At 45.7% G+C, this 21,776-nt stretch carries 21 protein-coding genes and 1 other annotated feature; of the genes, 20 read left to right on the top strand and 1 reads right to left on the bottom strand.

Annotated elements, in window-relative coordinates:
- Nucleotides 1-226 precede the first annotated feature (226 nt).
- Complete coding sequence (gene rluF / locus AWV70_RS01425; RefSeq protein WP_060203612.1) at nucleotides 227-931, bottom strand: 23S rRNA pseudouridine(2604) synthase RluF; 705 nt, start codon at nucleotides 929-931, stop codon at nucleotides 227-229.
- A 209-nt stretch (nucleotides 932-1,140) separates the two neighbouring features.
- Nucleotides 1,141-1,368, top strand: a binding site (T-box leader).
- 448 nt (nucleotides 1,369-1,816) lie between these two features.
- Between rluF and AWV70_RS01420 the strand changes: the two genes are divergently transcribed.
- From AWV70_RS01420 to AWV70_RS01335, 20 genes are all read left to right on the top strand, one after another.
- Nucleotides 1,817-3,175 carry an anthranilate synthase component I family protein gene (locus tag AWV70_RS01420; RefSeq protein ID WP_060203610.1) on the top strand — a complete coding sequence of 453 codons (1,359 nt, stop codon included), beginning with the start codon at nucleotides 1,817-1,819 and terminating at the stop codon, nucleotides 3,173-3,175.
- A gap of 30 nt (nucleotides 3,176-3,205) precedes the next feature.
- Nucleotides 3,206-4,237: an anthranilate phosphoribosyltransferase gene (gene trpD, locus AWV70_RS01415; RefSeq protein WP_082713409.1), complete on the top strand. Its 1,032-nt coding sequence runs from the start codon at nucleotides 3,206-3,208 to the stop codon at nucleotides 4,235-4,237.
- 2 nt (nucleotides 4,238-4,239) lie between these two features.
- Nucleotides 4,240-5,028, top strand: coding sequence for an indole-3-glycerol phosphate synthase TrpC (trpC, locus tag AWV70_RS01410; protein ID WP_060203796.1), 789 nt, complete (start codon nucleotides 4,240-4,242; stop codon nucleotides 5,026-5,028).
- The gene (locus AWV70_RS01405; protein ID WP_060203608.1) at nucleotides 5,025-5,636 is read left to right on the top strand and encodes a phosphoribosylanthranilate isomerase; all 612 of its coding nucleotides are present in this window, start codon (nucleotides 5,025-5,027) and stop codon (nucleotides 5,634-5,636) included. The genes trpC and AWV70_RS01405 overlap by 4 nt, the downstream gene beginning before the upstream one ends.
- Before the next feature lies 1 nt (nucleotide 5,637).
- Complete coding sequence (gene trpB, locus AWV70_RS01400; RefSeq protein ID WP_060203605.1) at nucleotides 5,638-6,831, top strand: tryptophan synthase subunit beta; 1,194 nt, start codon at nucleotides 5,638-5,640, stop codon at nucleotides 6,829-6,831.
- Nucleotides 6,828-7,622: a tryptophan synthase subunit alpha gene (gene trpA / locus AWV70_RS01395; RefSeq protein WP_060203603.1), complete on the top strand. Its 795-nt coding sequence runs from the start codon at nucleotides 6,828-6,830 to the stop codon at nucleotides 7,620-7,622. The genes trpB and trpA overlap by 4 nt, the downstream gene beginning before the upstream one ends.
- Nucleotides 7,623-7,670: 48 nt before the next feature.
- Nucleotides 7,671-8,645, top strand: a complete 975-nt coding sequence (locus tag AWV70_RS01390) for a DUF4003 family protein (protein ID WP_060203600.1) — start codon at nucleotides 7,671-7,673, stop codon at nucleotides 8,643-8,645.
- Nucleotides 8,646-8,959: 314 nt separating this feature from the next.
- Nucleotides 8,960-9,988: an ABC transporter ATP-binding protein gene (locus tag AWV70_RS01385; protein WP_060203794.1), complete on the top strand. Its 1,029-nt coding sequence runs from the start codon at nucleotides 8,960-8,962 to the stop codon at nucleotides 9,986-9,988.
- Nucleotides 9,969-10,895 carry an ABC transporter ATP-binding protein gene (locus AWV70_RS01380; RefSeq protein ID WP_060203598.1) on the top strand — a complete coding sequence of 309 codons (927 nt, stop codon included), beginning with the start codon at nucleotides 9,969-9,971 and terminating at the stop codon, nucleotides 10,893-10,895. Before AWV70_RS01385 ends, AWV70_RS01380 begins: the two co-directional genes overlap by 20 nt.
- Before the next feature lie 14 nt (nucleotides 10,896-10,909).
- Nucleotides 10,910-11,878 (top strand): oligopeptide ABC transporter permease, encoded by a 969-nt coding sequence (opp4B, locus tag AWV70_RS01375; RefSeq protein WP_060203595.1) that lies wholly within the window; start codon nucleotides 10,910-10,912, stop codon nucleotides 11,876-11,878.
- Nucleotides 11,879-11,908: 30 nt separating this feature from the next.
- Nucleotides 11,909-12,823: an ABC transporter permease gene (locus tag AWV70_RS01370; protein ID WP_060203594.1), complete on the top strand. Its 915-nt coding sequence runs from the start codon at nucleotides 11,909-11,911 to the stop codon at nucleotides 12,821-12,823.
- Nucleotides 12,824-12,845: 22 nt separating this feature from the next.
- Complete coding sequence (gene opp4A, locus AWV70_RS01365; protein WP_235588508.1) at nucleotides 12,846-14,681, top strand: oligopeptide ABC transporter substrate-binding protein; 1,836 nt, start codon at nucleotides 12,846-12,848, stop codon at nucleotides 14,679-14,681.
- Nucleotides 14,682-15,276: 595 nt separating this feature from the next.
- Nucleotides 15,277-15,474 carry a hypothetical protein gene (locus AWV70_RS24280; protein ID WP_235588507.1) on the top strand — a complete coding sequence of 66 codons (198 nt, stop codon included), beginning with the start codon at nucleotides 15,277-15,279 and terminating at the stop codon, nucleotides 15,472-15,474.
- Nucleotides 15,475-15,492: 18 nt separating this feature from the next.
- Entirely contained in the window at nucleotides 15,493-16,056 is a 564-nt protein-coding gene (locus AWV70_RS24275) for a reverse transcriptase domain-containing protein (RefSeq protein WP_306464351.1), read from the top strand.
- A 123-nt stretch (nucleotides 16,057-16,179) separates the two neighbouring features.
- Nucleotides 16,180-16,560 carry a group II intron maturase-specific domain-containing protein gene (locus AWV70_RS24270; RefSeq protein ID WP_082713408.1) on the top strand — a complete coding sequence of 127 codons (381 nt, stop codon included), beginning with the start codon at nucleotides 16,180-16,182 and terminating at the stop codon, nucleotides 16,558-16,560.
- A gap of 108 nt (nucleotides 16,561-16,668) precedes the next feature.
- Nucleotides 16,669-18,132 (top strand): IS1182 family transposase, encoded by a 1,464-nt coding sequence (locus AWV70_RS22750; protein WP_082713407.1) that lies wholly within the window; start codon nucleotides 16,669-16,671, stop codon nucleotides 18,130-18,132.
- A 277-nt stretch (nucleotides 18,133-18,409) separates the two neighbouring features.
- Complete coding sequence (locus tag AWV70_RS23690; protein WP_160327614.1) at nucleotides 18,410-18,580, top strand: hypothetical protein; 171 nt, start codon at nucleotides 18,410-18,412, stop codon at nucleotides 18,578-18,580.
- Nucleotides 18,581-19,015: 435 nt separating this feature from the next.
- Nucleotides 19,016-19,840, top strand: a complete 825-nt coding sequence (locus tag AWV70_RS01345) for a M55 family metallopeptidase (RefSeq protein WP_060203590.1) — start codon at nucleotides 19,016-19,018, stop codon at nucleotides 19,838-19,840.
- A 13-nt stretch (nucleotides 19,841-19,853) separates the two neighbouring features.
- A complete protein-coding gene (locus tag AWV70_RS01340; protein ID WP_060203587.1) occupies nucleotides 19,854-20,789 on the top strand; it encodes an ABC transporter permease in 936 nt (311 codons plus the stop codon).
- Nucleotides 20,789-21,727 carry an ABC transporter permease gene (locus AWV70_RS01335; RefSeq protein ID WP_060203585.1) on the top strand — a complete coding sequence of 313 codons (939 nt, stop codon included), beginning with the start codon at nucleotides 20,789-20,791 and terminating at the stop codon, nucleotides 21,725-21,727. Before AWV70_RS01340 ends, AWV70_RS01335 begins: the two co-directional genes overlap by 1 nt.
- The last annotated feature ends 49 nt before the right edge of the window (nucleotides 21,728-21,776 follow it).

The following is a 21,776-nucleotide window of genomic DNA, read 5'->3' as shown; positions in this document are numbered from 1 at the left end:
TGATACTGTCAAATGATAGAAAGAAATAACCCATCCTTGAGTCGCAAGCTCTTTTCGGATGGGTTATTCCAGATGAATTAGCCGTCCCCTTTTAGGGACCCTATCAATTATTATTGACCACCCAGGCGCAACTGGGTGGTTCTTTTAATTTATGAAGTCTATACATGAATTATACAAGTGTTAAATTATTGTTGCAAGGAATTGCGATTTTCATGGTTGGATATCGTCATCGCTTTGGCTCATAATCAAGCATTTGAAACATTTCCTTCAATTCCTTTTCCGTCAAGTCGCGCCACTGTCCGATCGGCAAGTTGCCGAGATGGATGTTCATGATACGTGTGCGCTGGAGGCGTCTGACGTTGTAGCCGAGTGCTGAGCACATGCGTCGGATTTGGCGGTTCAGTCCTTGCGTCAACGTGATGTTGAATTTACGGGGACCTAGTTGTTTCACTTTGCATGGTTTCGTTATCGTATCAAGGATTTCGACGCCGGATTCCATTTTGTGAATGAATTCCTTAGTTATGGGGCGATCGACGGTGACGATATATTCTTTTTCATGGCCATGTTCTTCACGTAGGATTTCATTCACGATGTCGCCGTCATTCGTCAGAAGGAGTAAGCCATCGGAGTCTTTGTCGAGCCGTCCGATATGGAAGATACGGAGCGGGTGATTGACGAAATCGACGACATTCCCTTCGATGTGGCGTTCGGTCGTGCTGGTGATGCCGACGGGTTTATTGAGAACGATATAGACGAGCTGCTCTTCGGTTTTTACGGGTTTGCCGTCGACACGGACTTCATCCCCGGGTTCGACTCGGCTTCCGAGTTCAGCGGGTTTGCCGTTGATTGTGACGCGTCCGTCTTCGATCCATTTATCTGCGCCGCGCCGGGAGACGATGCCGGCTTCGCTTAAATATTTATTAATTCTCATTGGGTTCACCTTTTTTCGAGTTTCTTTCCCACTATTGTACAGCTTGGGCAATAGTTATACAAAGTCAGGGGACTACATATATTATCGAAAGGTTGACAATTGATTGAATGAATAGTAAGGTTAGTACAACTTTTTTGTTCGGAGAGGGTAGAGGTGCCGGGAGCGGCGCCGCCCAGGAACAGATGAGTCGAGTTGAGAAGAGCATAGCTGAGAAATTGTTGAATAAGAGGAGTAACGTCGGAATCGCGATGTAGAGAGTCAGTGGGTGGTGGAAACTGATTCGCGGCCGGCGTGAATGGACTTATGAGAGCTTTCTGGAGTTTTCCAGACGGACGCTTTTCCCACGTTACGGGAAGTGCCTTTTTAGGCGCGCCGAGTGGAAGCTTTTTTGGGATGGCTTCAAATAGAGGTGGCAACGCGGGTAATCCGTCCTCTGCAACTGGACTTTTCTGTCCTTTTGCAGAGGGCTTTTTTGTTTTTATGCGTGATTTCATGGAGTTATGCGCGGATTGTGCGATTTATGCGTGAATGTTATGCGTTATGCGTAAGTTTTGCAATTTATGCGTGGATGTCTCGGATTATGCGTGAGTTATTGAAGTTATGCGCGGTTAAACGGATTTATGCGTGAATATCGGTCCGCGGGAAGCAGTTTGAATCAGTGACGCTTCGTCGCGCCAAATGCTTTTGACAAATAAAAGGTTTTATTCGAAGGGGATGGGTAGGTAAAAGGTTATGAAATAACGATAATTTCTGGGAAATGATCGATATCTTTTGGGAAATGAACGATAACTGCGACCAAATGATCGATAACTTCCAGGAAATGAACGATATCCACTGGGGAATGATCGATAACTACACACGAACAATGAGAAGAGGAGAGCTGAGATGGAAAAGACGAGTTTGCGCATTACAGAGAAGAAAATTGAAGGAGATTCACTGACGCCGATCCTGATTTTCAGGCGGTTGCAAGGACGCCATCGATTTTTATTGGAAAGCTCGTCGCAGCATGAGCGATCCGGGCGGTATTCGTTCATCGGGGTAGATCCGGTGAAGGCGTATCGCGGAGGGAATGGCCGGTTGGAAGAGTTCGTGTATGCAACGGGGAAGACATATGTACATGAAGGGGATTTGTATACGCTTCTGAAAAGATTGATGCCGCGGATTGCGGAGCATGGAAAATATCCATTCATGGGTGGCGCCGTCGGATATGTCGGCTATGGGGCGGCGGAGGACGCGGCAGTTCATTCCAATGAAAAGCCTGATGTGTACTTCAATATTTACGACACGGTTATCATCTTCGATCACCTTCTGAATGAAGTGACGTTGCTGCATACGGAAATTCATCCGGAATACACGAAGCCCGACTTAAATGCTTTGGCAGATACGATTACGTCAGGTCCAACAGAAGAAGAGAAGGGTGTATCCGTTTCTGATTACCGATGTGCGGTCTCGCAAAAAGAGTTTGAAGAACGTGTCCGGCAGGCACAGCAATTCATTGAAAAAGGCGAGGTTGAGCAGGTTGTCCTCTCCCGGAAGCTTGAAGCGGATATCGGTGGCGACCCGTTTGCACTGTATCGAAGACTACGTAAAAAGAATCCATCGCCTTATATGTACTATATGGAGTTCGGAGATCATACCGTCATCGGCGTTTCTCCTGAAAGTCTCGTCAAGGTGACGGACGGAACGGTCAAAACCAATCCTATTGCAGGAACAAGGAGACGGGGGCGCAGCGACGAAGAAGATCAAGCATTGGAAGAAGAGTTGCGAAGTGACCCGAAAGAGCTTTCGGAGCATGACATGTTAGTCGAAGTAAGCAAGAAAGAGATGGAAATGGTCTGTGAACCATCGTCGGTCCACGTTTCGACGTACATGGAAACCGTGAGATATGAGCATGTCATGCATCTCGTTTCGGAAGTGGAAGGCATACTTGCACCAGGTTTACATGCGCTCGATGCATTGAAGGCGACATTGCCTGCGGGGACGGTGACCGGTTCACCGAAAAAGATTGCAATGGATATCATTTCACAGTTGGAAGATGAGCCGCGCGGTTTGTATGGAGGTGCAATCGGATATATCGGATTGAACGGTAATATCGATTTTGCATTGACGATCCGGACGATGATGGTGCAAGACGGGAGAGCGACCGTGCAGGCGGGAGCTGGGATTGTGAAGGATTCCGTACCGGCTCTTGAATATAAGGAAACAGTGAACAAAGCCCGTTCTTTGCTGGAGGCGTTGAATTAAAAGAAGAGAATAGAAGAGGAGAGATGAGCAGTGGAAAATTATACGAGAATAGTAGAGGAAGGCCGAAACTTACGGTATGAAGAGATGGAGAATGCGGCCAGTCGGATGTTTTCGGAAGATGCAGATCTAGAGGAAATGGTGGCGTTTATTGTCACGTTATCTAAGAAAGGTGAAACAGCGACTGAAGTGGCGGCGTTGGCTTCGGTCATGACGTCCCATGCAATAGAGATGGACGTACCGGCTGCTCGTTATTTGGATAATTGTGGAACAGGCGGCGATGGATCGAACACATTCAATATTAGTACGACATCGGCTTTCGTTTTAGCAGGTGCTGGTGTAAATGTAGCGAAGCACGGCAACCGGAAAGTCACAAGTGCAGCGGGCAGCCAAGATGTGCTCGATGCGCTCGGCATCCATTCACGCTTTACACCTGACGATATGGGAAGGATGCTTCAGGAGGAAGGAATTGCGTTTTTATTCGCGCCTATTATCCATCCGAAATTGAAGCGGATTGGCGAAGTGCGAGCAATGATCGGAAAGCCGACAATCTTCAATCTCGTCGGCCCGTTGACGAACCCCGTTCCACTGGAAACGCAGTTCACAGGCATCAACCGTCCTGATTTCATTATGGAATACGCATCCGTTATGCGAATGCTTGGCAGGGAACGGGCACTTGTCGTATCAGGGGCGGGAGATTTGGATGAGGCGTCGCTAGCCGGACAAAACTCGTTTGTCCTGATGGATAGGGGTGATTTAATCCCTTTTTCACTAAAAGCAGAAGATGTAGGACTTTCATATGCTCCTCTATCTGCAATCCGTGGCGGAACCCCAGAGGAGAATGCAATCATGATACGTTCCGTATTGCAAGGCGAACGGGGTCCGCGTTTTGACACAGTCGTGTTCAATGCTGGTTTAGGATTGTTCACGAACGGTGTGGCAGATTCGATACAGGAAGGGATTGAACAGGCGACGGACAGCATTCTTTCAGGCAATGCGCTACGGAAATTGGAGGCGGTCGTTGCGTTCAGTGAACAGATTGGACAGGAGGCGATGGTGAGATGACGATGACGATTTTAGAAAAGATTTTGCAGACGAAACGGCTCGAAGTGAAGCAGCTGCTAATGGAGGAATGTGTCGTTTCATGTGAAACAATGCCGAAACGTTCTTCCCTTTTTGAAACTTTACGAGAATCAGATCGTTTGGAAGTCATTTCGGAGATGAAACGAGCTTCGCCTTCAAAGGGGATGATAGTCGAGACGGATCCGGTCGCGCAGGCAAAGGCGTATGAACAAGCTGGAGCAGCATGCGTCTCTGTATTGACGGATTCGACCTTTTTCAAAGGTTCCTTTGATGACTTGGCGGAGGTAGCTGAAGCTGTCGCAATCCCGTTGCTCTGCAAGGATTTCATCATCCATGAAGTGCAGATTGACCGCGCGAAACAAGCAGGAGCTTCCGTCATTTTGCTCATTGTAGCTGCGCTCGATGATGCAACTTTGCAACGGCTTCATCGTTATGCGACTGACCTTGGGCTTGAAGTGCTTGTGGAAGTCCATGATGCAAAAGAATTGGATTGTGCACTCGCAGTAAATGCAAAACTGGTTGGCGTCAACAATCGAGATTTAAAGACATTCGATGTGGATCTCTTCAGAACCGAAGAGGTGGCAAATCATTTTCCCTTCCATGAAGCCCGTGTCTTTATAAGTGAAAGCGGAATTATGGGTGCAGAGGATGCAAAACGAGCGGCTGCAGCTGGAGCGAGTGCTGTCTTAGTAGGAGAGTCGCTCATGCGGAGCGCTTCCGTTGAAGACTCACTCCGTTCGTTGCAAGTTCCGAAGGCAGGTGTGCCGCTATGACAAAAGTGAAGATTTGCGGATTGATGGAGTCGGAGCACGTCAAAGCTGCGGTGGACGCGGGCGTGGATGCGGTCGGATTCGTATTTGCACCGAGCAGACGTCGTATCGCGATTGCGCAAGCGAAGGAACTGGCAAGCTTTGTTCCGGATCACGTGATGAAGATAGGTGTTTTTGTTGATGCGGAGCGAGAGGAATTGGAGCGGGTTTTCCGGGAAGTGCCGCTCGATTATGTCCAACATCATGGCAATGAGACGGCAGAGTTCATTAAAAAAATCGGACTTCCTTCCATTAAAGCATTATCAGTTCATGGTGATGAAGATGTAGAAAGGATGAATGGATACAACACGGAATTTGTATTATTCGATACGCCGGGCATTGAATTCAGAGGAGGGAGCGGGCGGGTGTTTGACTGGAATTTGCTCGAAGGGAATGTGTCGCGGGAGCGGGTGATACTAGCGGGCGGACTGAATGCACAAAATGTGAAGGAAGCGATCCGGCAAGTGCGTCCCTACATGGTAGACGTGTCGAGCGGAGTTGAGATTGAACGTAGAAAAGATGCGACGTTGATTCGCGAGTTCATTCGCACGGTGAAAGAGGAGGAGAGCTAAGATGGCGGTTGAGATGAGAAAAGGAAGGTATGGAAAGTTCGGCGGACAGTATGTGCCGGAAACGTTAATGTCTGCGCTGATCGAATTGGAGAAGGCGTATGGGGAGGCGAAGGCCGATCCGACGTTTGCGAAGGAATTGGATTACTATTTACGTGATTTCGTCGGCAGGGAGAACCCGCTCTATTTTGCAGAACGATTGACAGAGAAGATCGGCGGCGCAAAAATTTTCTTGAAGCGGGAAGATTTGAATCATACGGGCGCGCATAAGATCAATAATTCGCTTGGGCAGGCGTTGCTTGCGATGCGGATGGGCAAACGGAAAATCGTGGCGGAGACTGGCGCCGGACAGCATGGCGTGGCAACTGCGACGGCTTGTGCGCTGTTCGGATTGGAGTGCGTTGTCTTCATGGGTAAGGAGGATATCCGCCGGCAGGAGCTGAATGTGTTCCGGATGGAGCTGCTTGGGGCAAAGGTCGTGTCGGTCGACAAGGGTACGGGCACGTTGAAGGATGCCGTCAATGAAGCGCTTCGTTATTGGGTCGCGAATGTGGAGGATACGCATTATATTTTAGGCTCAGCGCTCGGTCCGCATCCGTTCCCGGAAATTGTGCGTGATTTTCAGCGGGTGATTGGCGTGGAGACGAGGCGTCAGATTGTCGAGAAGGAAGGTCGTTTACCTGATGCGGTCGTTGCGTGTATCGGGGGCGGAAGCAATGCGATCGGCATGTTCCACCCGTTTGTCGGAGATGAGGAAGTTGCATTGTACGGTGTCGAAGCGGCGGGGAGCGGAATAGCGACAGGTCTTCATGCAGCTGCAATCGCTGACGGGAAGGAAGGCGTCTTGCATGGGGCATTTATGTATGTGCTGCAGGACGATAACGGCTTTATCCAGGAAGCGCATTCGATTTCCGCAGGGCTTGATTACCCGGCGGTCGGACCGGAGCATTGCCATTTGCATGATATCGGCAGGGTGAAATATGAGGCTGTGACGGATGCGGGTGCGTTGGAAGGATTGCAGCTTCTATCGAGGACGGAGGGCATCATCCCGGCGTTAGAAAGTGCGCATGCCGTCCAGTTTGCGTCGGAGCTGGCGAAAAGTATGGAAAAAGAGCAAGCTATCGTCGTCTGTTTGTCCGGTCGCGGTGACAAGGATATGCAAACGGTACGTGATGCGCTTGGAGGCGAAGTTGAATGAAGACGTTGGAGAAGAGAATCCGTGAAAGTATGGCAGAAGGCAGAAAGGCGTTTGTGTCCTATATGATGGCCGGCGATGGCGGTTTAGCGACGTTGAAGGAAAAGCTCCTCTTTTTACAGGAAGCCGGCGTAACGGCAATTGAGATCGGCATTCCGTTTTCAGATCCGGTGGCAGATGGGGAAGCGATTCAACAGGCGGGAGCGCGTGCACTTGCGGAAGGGGTGACGCTCCGTAATGTATTGGGGGAGCTTGAAAGATGCAAAGGGGAAGTGGCGGTTCCTTTAGTCGTCATGACGTATTTGAACCCAGTTTTGGCGTTCGGTGTGCCGCAATTTGTCGAAGTGTGCCAACGAGCGGGGATTGTTGGAGTGATTATCCCGGATTTGCCGCTTGAGGAGAGCGGACCGCTTCGCGATGAATTAGACGGGACAGATATCGCATTGATTCCTCTTGTTTCATTGACAAGCCCTGACGAACGGATTAAAAGGATAACGGAGAGTGCCGAAGGATTTTTATATGCGGTAACCGTGAATGGAATTACAGGTGAGCGAAATGAATTCGGCGAGGAACTCCACTCCCATCTGCAACGGGTGAAGCAAATGAGCGATGTGCCAGTATTGGCGGGGTTCGGCATTTCAACGCAAACACAAGTGAAGGAAATGGGCAATCATACGGATGGCGTTATCGTCGGCAGCACGATTGTCGAAGCCTTCCATCAGAATGAGCTGGATAGGATCCGTAAATTGGTGCAAGCCGGTGTAGAGAAATTTGAAATTGTCAATTTACATTGAAACTTTTCAGGAGGCTATGACGTACATATAGCAAAGGAGTTGTACGGCATGGAAATGGATATGATCAGGCAGGAAGTGGAAACGACATATGACAAAGTGAAATCCTTGGCGGGTTGGAGCGTCGACAAAAATGTCGTGTTGACGATTACTTCGTATTATGTGACGGCGGAGAAGGAATTCGATGCTGTCGCTTTCAGCCGTGCCTTGGCCGCTTTGAAGGAAAGAGCGGGCTGGTTTTCGCCGTTGCGGGGGAATCTGTTGCCGATGATGGCCGCATTTCTTACGCAATCTGACGCATCGGTGGAAGGGGAAGCAGAACGGCTAATGGATAAACAGAGGACGTTGAAGCAGGCCGGTTTCCGAAATACCATTCATTCCTACCTTGCTGCAATGCTCATGGACAATGATGCCGCTCGATTCCAGGAAGAGGCAGACCGTGCCAAAAAGCTATATGATGCGATGAAAAAACAGCATTATTTTCTCACGTCGGATGATGATTATGCATATGCCATGCTGCTTGGTAAAATGGGGGAGGACCCCGTAGAGCATGCCAAGGCAATGCGTTCTTATTACGATGCACTCCGTGAAGAGGGCTTCCGGACGGGGAATGAGCTCCAATGGCTGTCACAAGTCATGACGTATATAGACATCTCTTTCCAGCAACGGCTTGTTAAAAGGGCTTGGACGATTTTTGAAATGCTCCGTGAAGAATCGAAAGCAAAGCCTGTTCATTATCCGATGGTTGGATTCCTGACCGTGTTCGATGTCGGGGATGAAAAGATTAGTGAAATCATTCAACTGGCGAAGCAATTGGAACAATCCAAACGGTTCAAATGGAACAAGGAAATGGCCTTGTCGGTCGCGATTGGTTATGTCATGCACCAGCTGACGGAAAGTGCCGATCAGGTAAGTGTTAGTCTTGCCGCATCAGTCGAAATGATTCTTCAGGCGCAACAAGCGGTGATGGCTGCCACGGTTGCTGCAGTCGCGGCGTCATCGGCAGCGACCTCGTCGAATGGATGATTGGTATTAAATAATATTATGAGCAGGAGAAGAAGCTGTTGTCATACAACAATGGCTTTTTCTGCCTGTTTTTTTATTGGTCGGGACAAAAGAACGAAAAAAACTTACGTATAAATTATCTCAGTGAAAACGCTTACGCGGCAATGTTTGTAACATATTTGTCATATTAGAAATAATACAAGATTTTGATATTCTAAAAAAACAGTATTGTCAGGACTAATGTTGTGTAGTATATTGAGTTCAATAACTTTAAACGAAATCTGAAAATTAGTTATTTGGGAAAGTGTCAGTTAGTAGTTGGTAAGGAGGAAGTTCTGTTGAAAAACCCAGTTTTGGAAATAAAAGATCTACGGACGTCATTCAACATTAAGGGCGACTATTATGCTGCGGTAGATGGAGTTTCCATTACTGTCCACGAAAATGAAGTCGTTGCAATCGTCGGCGAATCAGGCTGTGGTAAAAGCGCATTGGCCCTATCCGTCATGGGCCTGCATGAACAGAAGAACACGAAGCTTGATGGACAAGTGAATTTTGGTGGGCAAAATTTGCTGACGCTAACACGTTCGCGTCTCGATAAAGTAAGAGGGAAAGACATCGGGATGATCTTCCAAGATCCGATGACCGCTTTGAATCCACTCGCGACAATCGGACGGCAGATTGAGGAGCCAATGGATTACCATATGAAGCTATCCGCAAGTGAAAAGAAAAAGCGTACCTTGGAACTATTGAGACGGGTAGGCATTAAAAACGAACAACGCGTCTATGAGCAATATCCGCATGAACTATCGGGCGGGATGAGGCAACGTGTCGTCATCGCCATCGCGCTAGCATGCGACCCGGTTCTACTTCTCGCGGATGAGCCTACGACGGCTTTGGACGTTACAATTCAGGCGCAAATTATGGATTTGATGAAAGAACTGCAAAACCAGATGAAAACAGGTATCATCCTGATCACACACGACCTTGGAGTTGTCGCTGAAATGGCGGACCGCGTCGTCGTCATGTATGCAGGTGAAGTCGTTGAAATAGCGGATGTTAAAGAGTTGTTTGAAAACCCTTTGCATCCATATACCCGCTCTTTATTGAATTCAATCCCTTCCAATATGGAGTCAAAAGAAAAATTGCATGTCATTGATGGAATCGTTCCATCCCTTCAGAATCTGGACCGCAATGGATGCCGTTTCGCACCGCGGATCGCTTGGATCCCTCAAGAGGATCATGAGGAAACACCGGAAATGCATGAAGCGGCACCGAATCATTTTGTCCGATGCTCATGCTATAAAACGTTCTACTTTCCGGAGGACAGAGTAGGAGAGAGAGAATATGTCGCTACTAACAGTTAATGATTTGAAGATTCATTATCCGATACGAGGCGGTTTTTTCCGTAAAGTCGTAGACCATGTCAGAGCGGTTGACGGCATCAGCTTCGAATTACAGCCTGGCGAGACTTATGGACTGGTTGGAGAGTCGGGATGCGGCAAGACGACATCTGGTCGCGCGCTCATCGGATTGAACAAAGCTACGAGCGGGGAAATGCTTTTCGAAGGAAAAGACCTTGCCAAATTGAGTAGATCCGAAAGACGGAATTATACGAAAGACATACAGATGATTTTCCAAGACCCGTATTCATCGCTGAACGGGCGGAAAAATGTGCTCAACATCATTGCTGAACCGCTTCGCAATTTTGAAAGGCTATCAGCGAAAGAAGAGTTGTTGAGAGTGCAAGAGTTAGTCGCACGTGTCGGGCTAAGTCCTGAATCGATCTATAAATATCCTCACCAATTCTCCGGTGGGCAAAGACAGCGGATTGGGATTGCCCGGGCGCTCGCATTGAACCCGAAGCTGATTATTGCGGATGAGCCTGTATCTGCATTGGACGTATCTGTTCAAGCGCAAGTATTGAACTTCATGCAAGAAATCCAAGAGGAATTCAACTTGACGTATCTCTTCATCTCGCATGACTTGGGCATTATCCAGCATATGTGCGATCGGATTGGCATTATGTATCGTGGTCGTTTCGTAGAGGAAGGAACTGCAGACGAGATTTACAACAATCCACAGCACGTCTATACAAAGCGATTGATTGCGGCGATCCCGGAAATGAACCCTGAAAAGCGTTTCGAGAAAATGCATTTGCGTCAGGCGATCAATCAGGAATACCAAACTGAATACAATAGCTATTTCGATAAAGATGGGCGGATGTTCGATTTGAAGAGAATCTCGGATACGCATTCCGTCGCTATGCAATAAGGGGGATGATGTAAATGTTGAAGTTCATTTTACGAAGAACATTGCTCATGATTCCGCAGCTCATCCTCCTGAGTCTCGTCATCTTCATGCTCGCAAAAGCGATGCCGGGGGATGCGATAACGGGAGCGTTCATGGGGAATCCTGATGCTACACCTGAACAAATAGAGAAGATACGTGAAAAATTCGGCTTGAACGATCCATGGTATGTCCAATATGGACGATGGCTTGGAAAAGCGGTACAAGGTGATTTTGGAATGTCGTATACCCACCAACAGCCTGTTACAACTTTGATAGCGGGCCGGGTTGAAAATACGGTGCTACTTTCATTATTCACCGCAATAATGATCTATTTAATTGCCATTCCTCTCGGTATTATAGCGGGACGCTGGACAGATTCATGGGCGGATAAGTTAATCGTCACTTATAACTATGTTGCATTTGCTACACCAACTTTTGTTTTTGCTCTATTGATGTTATTCGTTTTTGCTTTCGTATTAGGGTGGTTTCCGTACACCGGAAGTGTTGATATAAAAATCGAGTCGGGAACGTGGGCCTATATGGTGAGCAGGGCGGAGCACTTAGTCTTACCAGTCATGTCCGGAGCGATAATTGGTACAGTCGGAACGATACAGTATTTACGAAACGATATTATCGATCAGAAGACTAAGGAATATATAAAAACAGCCCGTGCCAAAGGAGTGCCTGAAGGAAGGGTGTATTCACGTCATATATTGCGGAATTCACTTTTACCAATTGCTGCTTTCCTCGGGTATGAAATTACAGGTTTGATCGGTGGTTCGGTCTTCATCGAAACCATTTTCAGTTATCAGGGCCTTGGACAACTTTTCATTCAATCCATCAACTTACGCGACTTTACCGTTGTGACAGCGCTTGTCTTGATATCGGGGACTGCTGTAGTCGTCGGTACTATGCTGTCGGATATCATCTTGAGCCTAGTCGATCCGCGTATCCGAATTGAATAATGGAAAAGGAAGAAGAGGAGGGGAACACCGATGAAAGATACAGTCACATTAAACGAAAAAGAACTGATTGCTAGAGAGAAGCTGAATAATCCATCGTTTATGAAAACGATTTGGAGAGAAATTTTACATGATAAGATGGCTCTCGGTTCATTAATTTTGCTTATAATCCTTTTGTCAACTGCATACCTATCACCACTTTTTATTGACCAAGCTGCATTGACGCGTGTGAACTTCCTGAATACTTGGAAGCCACCTTCCGCAGCGAACTGGCTTGGAACTGATGACGGTGGTCGTGATGTATTCGGACAACTGATGATAGGTGCGCGCAACTCATTTACAATCGGCATCGCTATTACGGTGATTGCAGGAATGATAGGGCTTTCATACGGATTGATCTCGGGCTTTTACGGTGGCGGCGTCGATAATATCATGATGCGTTTTCTTGAATTCATGATGGTATTGCCAACTACGATGTTCATCATCGTGTTCGTAACAATTATTCCAAACTATAATGTCTTCACATTCATTCTTATTATGAGTGTTTTCTTATGGCTCGGAAAAGCGAGGCTTATCCGATCTAGAGCATTGCAGGAAAGGGAGCTTGACTATATCAATGCCTCCAAGACGTTAGGAACCCCAAGTTGGAAAATCATGTTCTTTGAAATGTTTCCTAACTTGAGTTCACTCGTCATTGTAAATATGACACTTACGCTTGCATCAAATATCGGGATAGAAACGGGTCTTACTTTCCTAGGCTTCGGTTTGCCTGCTGGAACTCCTTCACTTGGAACGCTTGTTGCGTTTGCAAGGAATCCTGATATTGTCAAGAATAAGTGGTGGGTATGGTTACCTGCAGCATTACTGATTCTAGTAATGATGCTGTGTATAAATTATGTCGGGCAAGCGGTCAAACGCGCGTCAGACGCAAGGCAAAGATTAGCCTAAAAAATAAGGGGAGGTAATACAATTGGCAAAGAAGCAATTTATGCTACTTGCAAGTCTATTGCTTGTTCTCAGCGTATTTTTAGCTGCATGTACAGGCAAAGACAAAGATGGTGCTACTGAGAAAGAACCATCTAAAGATCCAGAGAAAACAGAAGGAACAGAAAATGAAGAGGATCCAGAGGAAGTTGATGATCCGAACGCGGGTCTAGAGTTCCCACTGACAGTTTCTAACACAGGAACTCCAATCGATGGTGGAGAGTTGAACTATGCACTTGTTTCCGACACTCCATTCGAAGGTACTCTAAGCCGAGTCTTATATTCTGGTACACCAGATTCCACTGTATTGAGCTTTTTTGATGAAAACTTGTTCACTACTGATGGCGACTTCTTGATCACTAATGACGGCGCTGCAACATACGAAGTTTCTGATGATAAAAAATCGATTACAATCAAAATCGGTGATAATGTAAACTGGCATGATGGCGAGCCTGTTAAAGCAAGCGACCTTCTTTACTCTTACCAATTACTTGGTCACCCTGACTACACGGGAACTCGTTACACATTCATGATCGAAAACGTTGAAGGTATGCCTGCATACCATAACGGTGAAACAACTGAAATTTCCGGTATTAAGATTTCTGATGATGACAAAACAATTACAATCACTTACACTGAAGCGACTCCGTCACTATTGTCAGGTATTTGGGCTTATCCAACACCAAGACACCATGTCGGAGATGTTATGACAGGTGAACTTACGATTGAAGAACTTGCTGCTTCTGATAAAATCCGCACAAACCCTATCGGTTTTGGACCATACAAAATTGCAAAAATCGTACCGGGTGAATCTGTTCTTTATGAGCGCAACGATGATTACTGGAGAGGCAAACCTCAGCTAGATTCAATCGTATTGAAAGTAGTAAGCTCTGCGTCTATTCTTGAAGCACTTAAGAAAGGCGATGTAGATATCGCTTCGGTTCCAGTTGACCAGTACTTGAACGCTAAAGAAGTCGATAATATCGAATTGCTAGCGGAAGTTGATATTGCCTATACGTACATTGGGTTCAAACTTGGTAAATGGGATGCAGATAACAAAACAAACGTAACTGATCCCAACGCAAAAATGGGTAACAAACTTGTTCGTCAAGCTATGTGGTACGCAATGGACAACGAAACAATCGGTAAAGAACTTTATCACGGTCTTCGTTTCCCAGCGACAACTCTAATTGTACCTGTATTCTCTACTTTCCATGATTCAAGCATTGAAACACCATCTTATGACCCTGAGAAGGCGAAAGCACTTCTTGACGAAGCTGGATATGTTGACGTTGACGGAGATGGTTTCCGTGAAAACGACAAAGGTGAGCAATTCGTTCTTAACTTCGCTTCCATGTCAGGTGGAGAAACTGCTGAGCCGATTGCACAGTTCTACATGCAAAACTGGGCTGACGTAGGTATTAAAGTACAACTTCTTGAAGGGCGTCTGCATGAGTTCAACTCGTTCTATGATAGAGTAGAGGCTGACGATCCGGATATCGATATCTACCAAGGTGCTTGGAGTGTTGGTTCTGACCCGAACCCATCTGGTCTATATGGTAAAGATGCTGCGTTCAACTATACTCGTTTTACAAGCGATAAGAACACTGAGCTTCTTGATGCTATCTCAGGCGAGCAGTCCTTGGATTCTGAATACCGTGCTGGAAAGTTCAGCGAATGGCAACAGCTCATGGTTGATGAAGTTCCAGTTGCACCAACAGTATTCCGTTACTACCTAATGGGTGTTAACAAGCGTGTTACAAACTACTCTATCGAAACAGGCACAGACCTTCGTCTGTGGAAGTGGGGCGTAACTGAATAATAGTTGATTATTGAGCAACCTCAGTAATCGATAAACCGCCATCCGGGAAACTGGGTGGCGGTTTTCTTGATGTGTGCCCGGCATGGGCTATAACTTGGTGGTGAAAGTCCACTACAGGCTTGGCAGTAGGAACTGTTAGCTGAAGGCAAGGGTGTCCACCGTGAGGTGGAATCTGAAGGAAGCCGAAGGCAAAATCCCCAACTGACGGACAGAAACTGTATATAAGGCTGAATTGGAATGGACGAGTTTGCATTACAAAACGAAGTCCTATACTGCCCGAGTTCCATACAGTAAATACAGCAGTTACATGGGAGGAAGGTTATAGCCCTTACCCGGGGAGGTCTCACGAGGGTTATTCAATTAACAATCGGTTTAGTGATAATTCGATGAATCGTGAGAAGTCAGCAGACGTCATAGTAATTTCCTTACGGAAATGAAGGACCGAACAATCTTAAATCTTGGAAAACAGGGAGGTGTAGACATCGCCGCCTAAACGCAGAAAACATCGTGGTAAAGACCGAATAGATGGCTACCTATGGAGAGATAAGTATGAAACTGAAGGGTACATAGGAGTGCGTAGGGATGTCACATGGATATGAGAGAACAAGATGGTATCAGCTTAATCGACCAAATTATTACAGATGATAATCTTTGGGGAGCATACAAGAAAGTACGGAAAAACAAAGGTGCTCCGGGTGTAGATGGAATTACAGTCTACCAATTGAAAGGTCATATGGAGAAATACTACCAACACCTAAAGCTCAAATTGAGGGACGGGACATATGAACCCTAACCTGAAAAAAAGGTTGCCATCCCAAAACCCGATGGATCAAAAAGATATCTCGGTATACCGTGTGTCCTGGACAGGGTTGTCCAACAGGCGATACTTCAAGTCATCGAGCCGATTATTGACCCCCATTTCTCGGACCATAGCTATGGTTTTCGAAAAGGCAGAAGTGCCCACCAGGCCATTAAACGAGCCGAAGAGTATTATCAAGAAGGCTACCGAGTCGTAGTAGATTGCGACCTGAAAAGTTACTTCGATACCATTCACCATCAAAGGATGAGGGCATATCTGGAATACTTCATTTCAGATAAGATAGTGCTCAAACTGATTTGGAAATTTCTTCGCTCGGGCATCCTTGATAAGGACATCTACATTGAGACGACCAAAGGTGCACCACAAGGTGGGCCTCTATCTCCGATTCTAGCAAACGTTTATTTAAATATGCTAGATAGAGAACTGGAAAAGAGAGGACACCGCTACATCCGTTACGCAGATGACTTCGTCATTTATGTGAAAAGCAAACGGGCTGGAGAGAGTGATGGAAAGTGTTACTTCGTTCATAGAAGGGGAGCTTCAGCTTACGATTAACCAAGAGAAAAGCCGAATTTGCGGGGCTACATCCGCCACGTTCCTTGGCTTTAACATTCAGAACCTCATGGGAAAGTAGTCTGCCGACCCAGCGGGTCGGCTAAACAACGATTCAAAGACAAAATTAGAAATTTAACGAGTCGAAAACACCCCGGAACTTTCATTGATATTATCACAAAGATTAATCAAACAATAACAGGTTGGATTAACTACTATGGAATTGGACGTATGAAGACATTCATCAGTCAAACCCAACAATGGTTAAATTATCGATTAAGACAAATGATATTGAAGAGATGGAAGAAGCCAAGGACTCGATATCAAATGCTTCGTAAATTTGGAATAGACCATGATGATGCCATGAAATTAGCTAATTCCCGAAAGGGATATTGGCGTTTATCGTGCAGTGAAATACTCCATCAAGCCATAACAAAAGAAAGACTCACAAAGTGGGGACTAAAGGATATGTCCCAACTTTATGAGTCGCGATACTTAAGAGATTGAACCGCCGTATACGGAACCGTACGTCAGACTGTCTAACAATTTTTTAATTTTTGGCATGGAAATGAACGACCTTTGTCGAATCTCTATATTAAAAGGAGATGAGCGTATATGTCTTATATCGAAGGTGAAGATAGATATCAAATTACATTACTACCAAATACGTTGGATGACTTTGTAGATGAAGAAAACCCGGTCCGAGTTATCGATGCTTATGTGGATAGTTTGAACCTAGAAGAAGTGGGCTTTCAAGTCTATTTAGGCACCAAAGCTGGACAAAAACCTTATCGACGCAGCGATCTTCTGAAGCTCTATCTTTACTGTTATAAGAATGGCATCCGCTCCTCTCGCAAGATAGAAACTGAGACAAAAAGAAACATTGAACTAATGTGGCTAATTTGTAGGCTTCAACCAGACCACGGTACTATATCAGCCTTCATGAAAAACAACCAAAAGGCCGTAAAGAAACTGTTTAAAGAGTTTACCCTAATGTTAAAAGGGTTTGGGTTAATCGACGGTCAAATTGTCGCGATTGACGGGACAAAATTAAAAGCGAACTGTTCTGAAAAACAGCATTTTAATGGCAATATTTTAAGTAAAAAGCTGGGGTATATCGATGAAAAAATCGAGGCATATTTGCATGATTTTTTTAGGGAAGATAATCATCAAAAAAAGCGGGAAATCATAGAAACATTAGACGTCTATCAAGAAAGAATGCATGAACTGCAAATAATTAAACAAGAACTCAAGGAAACAGGTAAAAATCAGCTGTGCGTGACCGATCCGGATGCTGAATCGATGAAAAACAACGGAAAGCATGAAGTCTGTTTCAATGTCCAAACCGCGGTGGACAGCAAATATAAACTAATTGTGGACTGTGATACTGTCAGCGACGTGAACGATCAAGGACAACTGTCAAATATGGTGAGAAAAGCAAAGCAAGTTTTTCATGATCAGAAAACCACATTTCTAGCCGATACAGGCTATTATAATTACCTTCAAATGATTGAAGTAGTTAACGATAGCACCGAACTTCTAATTAAGCCGCAAAAAGGAAAGAAAAACAAAGTGGAAAGTGGATTTGATAAAGAGCGCTTTGAATATAACGCCCTAAACGATAGATATATTTGCCCGCTGGGTTATGAATTACCTTTCAAGTGGAATGGAAAACAAGATGGGAAAGAGTATAGACGTTACACCTGTGAAACTTTCGATATTTGTGGAAAAAAAGAGTTCTGTACGACTGCCAAAGGAGGGAGGTCGGTAACTAGGCTCAATGACGAAGAAGTAATCGAACGGATTGCCGAAAATACACTTAATCAAAGTCATATCTATAAACAAAGAGCGGCAATCGTGGAGCACCCTTTCGGGACGATGAAACGTCACTGGGGTTACACATACTTTTTAACACGAGGGTTGGCATCAGTAGGTACTGAGACCACCCTGATTTGTCTTGCCTATAATTTAAAAAGAATGATTAAAATAAATGGAGTTCAGGATCTCATACGCCTCTTCAGAGAACGATCCCTTTCAAAATTTACTATTCATCACGTTTATTTAAGTAAAATTGCATAAAAACAATTTTATAACAGTACCCAGAACCATTTGTTAGACAGTCTGACGTACGGTTCTGTGAGAGCCTTTGGGTGAAATTCCCATTGGCTACACGACTGAGAGGTTGGCTAATCAATTAATGGTTAGCCTCCTACTCGATTAAGTCAATTTAACATATGCAGGAACTCCTGGCTAGGACTATTGGCTCGTTTATTTAAATGATACGTAAGTATGAAGGTATTTGTTGGAATAAGTAGAATATTGTAGATGATAAAGAAAAAGGAGGTGAAACTAGAATATGAAGAAAAAGAGAAATATCCTATTCTCGGGAATGCTGTTATGCTTGCTTGTATTTGCACCGATTGCAAATGCCCAAGGGCCGCATAATGAGTCAACCGATAACCGAGGACCCGCGGGGCCGCCTCCAGGAAATGGTTGTAATGTAGGATGTCATCAACTGGATCCATAAGTCAATATTACGTGGCTTGGACAACTAACACCAAATAAAAAGTGGAATTGGACATGCCAATTTCACTTTTTACATTTTTACCCGGCAACCCACAGTTGTTTAATCGTGAACTTCTATAAATTACCGGTCATCGATTCGAGGCCCGTTTCTTTTTCATTGACGATAAAATAATCCCTTTTTTGAAAGCTTGCCTTTTGCAATTTCTTTCTCACTCCAATTTCTCACTTGCCAAAAGACCCCGATTGTTCCCATCTTCGCATATGTACATTAGAATCAGCCATTTACTTAAGCGGCGGTTTTCGTGTTCTAACTCTATTATTCTGTTTCTTTATTTTCTGAAATCTCGTTGAATTAAGTGTAGAAGTTTGATAGTATTGAAATTACCAATTAGTCAGTTAAAGTTTTTAGAGAGATAGAAGAAATGGGGGAATCGATTTGAAAATTTATGTATCCGTCGATATGGAAGGGATTACGGGACTTCCCGATTATACGTTTGTCGACTCGGCTAGGCATAATTATGAACGTGCCCGACGTATTATGACAGAGGAGGCGAACGCCATCATCCGCGCGGCAATCCGAGAAGGAGCCGAGCAAGTGCTTGTCAATGACAGCCATTCTAAAATGAACAATCTTCTTGTTGAGGAGTTGCATCCAGATGCGGATTTGATAACAGGAGATTTGAAAGCGTTTTCAATGGTGCAGGCAGTGAATGAATCATTCGATGGGGCGATATTTGCCGGATACCATGCAAGGGCCGGTCAACCAGGTGTTATGAGCCATTCGATGACATTCGGCGTCAGGAATATGCATATCAATGACGTGGCGATTGGCGAACTTGGATTGAACGCCTATGTCGCGGGCTATTACGGAGTGCCTGTCATCATGGTCGCTGGGGATGATCGTGCATGTCAAGAAGCGGAAGCCTTGATTCCCGGAGTTGTGACTGCTGCAGTTAAGCAATCTATATCCCGTTCTGCGGTGAAGACACTGCATCCGACGAAGGCACACGCATTAATCGAAGAGAAGACTGCAGAAGCAATTGCTAAACGATCAACAATCCAACCGTTAGTACCACCTGAGAATCCAGTTTTGCGCATTGAATTCACGAATTATGGTCAGGCCGAGTGGGCCGCGCTTATGCCAGGATGTGAAATTGAGCCGGGAACAACCATCGTGAAATTTGAAGCGAAGGACATTCTGGAAGCGTACCGGGCGATGCTCGTCATGGTTGAATTGGCAATGCAAACAAAGTTCTGCTAAGGGGGGATGGCGCATGGCAATTTACATAGTAAAAAGATTCTTCATGATGATTGCGACAATCCTCATCATCGCGACACTAACATTTTTCTTAATGCATTCAATACCTGGATCGCCGTTCGATGAAGAACGGACATCGAACCCGACGATCCAGGCGAACCTGGAGAAGTTCTATAAACTGGACCAACCAACACATGTGCAATACATTCATTATTTGAAATCAATTGCGACATTCGACTTCGGACCTTCCATTAAAAAGCCGAATGACTCAGTGAATAAATTGCTTGCCAGAGGCTTTCCGATATCACTCGAGTTAGGAATGGTAACGATTCTCGTCGCTGTCATATCGGGAATTACATTAGGGACATTTGCCGCCTTGCGACATAACGGCATTATCGATTATGCGGCGATGGCGTTTGCGGTCGTAGGGATATCGGTCCCGAACTTCGTATTGGCAACGGTGCTGATCCAACAATTAGCGGTCAACTGGAACCTTCTCCCGCCGGCAACATGGAGCAGCCCTCTACATATGATTTTGCCGACATTGGCGCTTGCGACAGGTCCAACAGCAATCATCGCACGTCTGACACGATCGAGCATGCTTGAGGTACTGACGCAGGATTATATGAAAATGGCGAGAGCGAAAGGGTTATCGCCGATGCGTATTGTGCTTCGGCATGCACTGCGCAATGCATTAATGCCGGTCGTCACTATTATGGGGACGATGCTTGCAGGAATTTTGACGGGAACATTCGTCATTGAAAAGATTTTTGCGATACCGGGCATGGGGAAATATTTCGTCGAGAGCATCAATAACCGGGATTACCCGGTCATCATGGGTTCGACCGTATTCTATAGCGCGTTCCTCGTATTCATGTTGTTTTTAGTAGATATCGTCTATGGATTCCTTGATCCGCGCATTAAACTTCACCGAAAGGAAGGTGATGCGTGATGGTGAGTCATCAGCAAAACGTACAAATCCCGGATGAATGGTTCCAGCAGAAAGGGAAGGACGCGGAGAAAGCGGAGTCGGTCGTGCGTCCGTCGCTATCCTATTGGAAAGACGCCTGGCGTAGATTACGGAAGAATAAAATGGCGATGGGCGGTTTGGTATTTTTAATCATCCTGACGCTGTTTGCGATTTTCGCTCCGATATTATCGCCGCATAATATAGAAACGACTCAATATGCAAACCAGAACTTGCCGCCATCTTCGACACATTGGTTTGGCACAGATGATAAGGGATGGGACGTCTTTACAAGAACTTGGCATGGTGCTCGTGTGTCATTGTTCGTCGGTGTTGCCGCTGCGTTGATCGACTTTTTCATCGGCATTATCTACGGCGGAATCAGCGGCTATAAAGGCGGCAGGACAGACACCATCATGATGCGAATCATTGAAATTCTTTACGGGCTTCCTCATCTGCTTGTCGTCATTCTGTTGATGGTCATCATGGGGCCGAGTTTAACGACGATCATTGTCGCGCTAACGATCACCGGCTGGGTCGGAATGGCCCGGATTGTGAGGGGACAAGTGCTTCAGATTAAGAATTATGAATTTGTGACTGCCTCGAAATCATTCGGAGCAAAGACACCTAGGATCATTCGGAAGAACTTGCTGCCGAATACAATGGGACCGATTATCGTCCAAATGACATTGACCGTGCCGAGTGCCATCTTTGCGGAAGCCTTCCTAAGCTTCATCGGACTTGGGATCCAAGCACCAGTTGCAAGCTGGGGGGTCATGGCGAATGACGCATTGCCTGTTATCTTGTCAGGACATTGGTGGAGGTTATTCTTCCCTGCGTTCTTCATTTCAATGACAATGTTTGCATTTAACGTCCTCGGAGACGGTATGCAAGACGCGCTTGATCCGAAACTGAGGGGGTGAGTGGATTGGAAAGTAGAAAATTTGCACCGATTGATGAAAACCAAGGCGG

The organism is Sporosarcina koreensis (assembly GCF_001531445.1).
Classification (GTDB): Bacteria; Bacillota; Bacilli; order Bacillales_A; family Planococcaceae; genus Sporosarcina; species Sporosarcina koreensis_C.
Note: the sequence above shows the minus strand (reverse complement) of the source record. Positions and strands in the feature narration are given on the sequence as shown.